This is a genomic window from Mesorhizobium sp. M7D.F.Ca.US.004.03.1.1 (genome assembly GCF_003998635.1).
GTDB lineage: Bacteria > Pseudomonadota > Alphaproteobacteria > Rhizobiales > Rhizobiaceae > Mesorhizobium > Mesorhizobium loti.
The window spans coordinates 1-1,666 of record NZ_RZQG01001145.1 but is presented as its reverse complement, the minus strand read 5'-3'; the positions used below and the strand labels follow the sequence as shown (position 1 = coordinate 1,666).

Sequence of the window (1,666 nt, the reverse complement as noted above, 5' to 3'; positions counted from 1 at the left end):
GTCAAGGCCCTGCGCCCGGGCGGCCGTCTGGTCGCCAACGCGGTGACGCTGGAGATGGAAACCTTGCTTCTTGCCCGCCATGTCTCGCTTGGCGGCGATCTCACCCGGATAAACATCTCCCGCGCGTCGCCGGTCGGCACGATGCAGGCATGGCGGCCGGCCATGCCTGTCACCCAATGGAGCTGGGTGAAGCCATGATGGTCGTGGGCATAGGCTGCCGAAAGGGCGTGAGCGTCGAGGATGTGCTTGCGGCGATCGAGACCGCGCTCGAAGCGCATGGCATGACGATGACGGCTCTTTCGGCACTGGCGACTGCCGCGCTCAAGAAGGATGAAGAAGCGATCTCTGCCGCTGGCCGCGTGCTGAGTCTTCCGGTCATCGTCGTCGATGACGCCACGCTTCAGGCCGCCTCGTCGGACACGCTCAGCCATTCCGACCTCTCGCAGGATGTTGCCGGCACGCCATCGGTTTCCGAGGCATCCGCCCTTGCCGTCGCCGGCAAAGGCGCCAGGCTGCTCGGCCCTCGCACGGTGCTCGGCCCGGTCACCTGCGCCATCGCCATCAGCGGAGATGCTCCATGACCGTTCATTTCATCGGCGCCGGTCCGGGTGCTGCCGACCTCATCACGCTGCGCGGCGCCAGGCTGCTGGCGAGCTGCCCAGTCTGCCTCCACGCCGGATCGATCGTCGCGCCCGAATTGCTGCAGCACTGCGCGCCGGGGACAAAACTGATCGACACCGCACCGATGTCGCTTGACGAAATCGAGGCCGCCTATCTCGAGGCCCACAAGGCGGGCCATGATGTCGCCCGCCTGCATTCCGGAGACCTGTCGGTGTGGAGCGCCGTTGCCGAACAGATCCGGCGGCTGGAAAAGCACGGCATTCCCTACACGCTGACGCCGGGCGTCCCCTCCTTCGCCGCTGCCGCCGCCGCACTTCGTCGCGAACTGACCATTCCGGAAGTCGCGCAAAGCCTGGTGCTGACCCGCATTTCCGGGCGCGCATCAAAAATGCCGCCCGGCGAAACGCTGGCCGGCTTCGGCCGCACCGGCGCCACGCTGGCCATTCATCTGGCCATCCACGCCATCGACCGCGTCGTCGCCGAACTGACACCGCACTATGGCGGCGATTGCCCGGTGGCGATCGTCTTCCGCGCCTCCTGGCCAGACGAACGCGTATTGACCGGCACGCTGGCGACCATCGAAGCGCTGCTCGCCGCCGATCCGATGGAGCGCACGGCGATCATCTTCGTCGGCCGCTCGCTGGCGGCGGAAGGTTTTGGCGAGAGTTCATTGTACGACGCCCATTACCAACGGCGTTTTCGCGGACGGGACGGATTGTGAGCGGCAGCACCAAAAACACCGGCGAAAACGCCACGCTCGAACAGGCTTTGTCCCGGCTGAATTTCAAGCCGCGCCGCCTGGACCCGGGCCACGTCTGGCTGGCCGGCGCCGGCCCCGGCGACCCCGGCTGCCTGACCCTGGAAGTGTTGGCGGCGTTGGCCGAAGCGGATGCATTGGTCTACGACGCGCTGGTCTCATCGGATGTCGTCGCCGTTGCTGAAAATGCCGAGCTTTTCTTTGCCGGCAAGCGCGGCGGAAAACCGTCGATGAAGCAGGACGACATCACTGCATTGCTGGTGCGGCTGGCGCGGGACGGGGGCCAGC

Annotated in this window: 3 protein-coding genes and 1 pseudogene; all 4 read left to right on the top strand. The window is 66.4% G+C overall.

Features of this window, described 5'->3' with window-relative positions:
- Window positions 1–198, top strand: a pseudogene (locus EN935_RS34905) (cobalamin biosynthesis bifunctional protein CbiET); the annotation flags it as partial.
- Complete coding sequence (locus tag EN935_RS34900) at window positions 195–581, top strand: cobalamin biosynthesis protein (RefSeq protein ID WP_109668456.1); 387 nt, start codon at window positions 195–197, stop codon at window positions 579–581. The pseudogene EN935_RS34905 and the gene EN935_RS34900, both read left to right, overlap by 4 nt.
- Entirely contained in the window at window positions 578–1,342 is a 765-nt protein-coding gene (cobM, locus tag EN935_RS34895; RefSeq protein WP_127265090.1) for a precorrin-4 C(11)-methyltransferase, read from the top strand. Before EN935_RS34900 ends, cobM begins: the two co-directional genes overlap by 4 nt.
- Window positions 1,339–1,666 (top strand): SAM-dependent methyltransferase (locus EN935_RS34890; protein WP_245489129.1); only part of this gene is annotated, 328 nt, incomplete at its 3' end. The genes cobM and EN935_RS34890, both read left to right, overlap by 4 nt.

What these genes read in the sequence shown, in the direction of transcription:
- cobM (WP_127265090.1), top strand. Translation starts at nt 578, where the DNA reads ATGACCGTTCATTTCATCGGCGCCGGTCCGGGTGCTGCCGACCTCATC.
- EN935_RS34900 (WP_109668456.1), top strand. Translation starts at nt 195, where the DNA reads ATGATGGTCGTGGGCATAGGCTGCCGAAAGGGCGTGAGCGTCGAGGAT.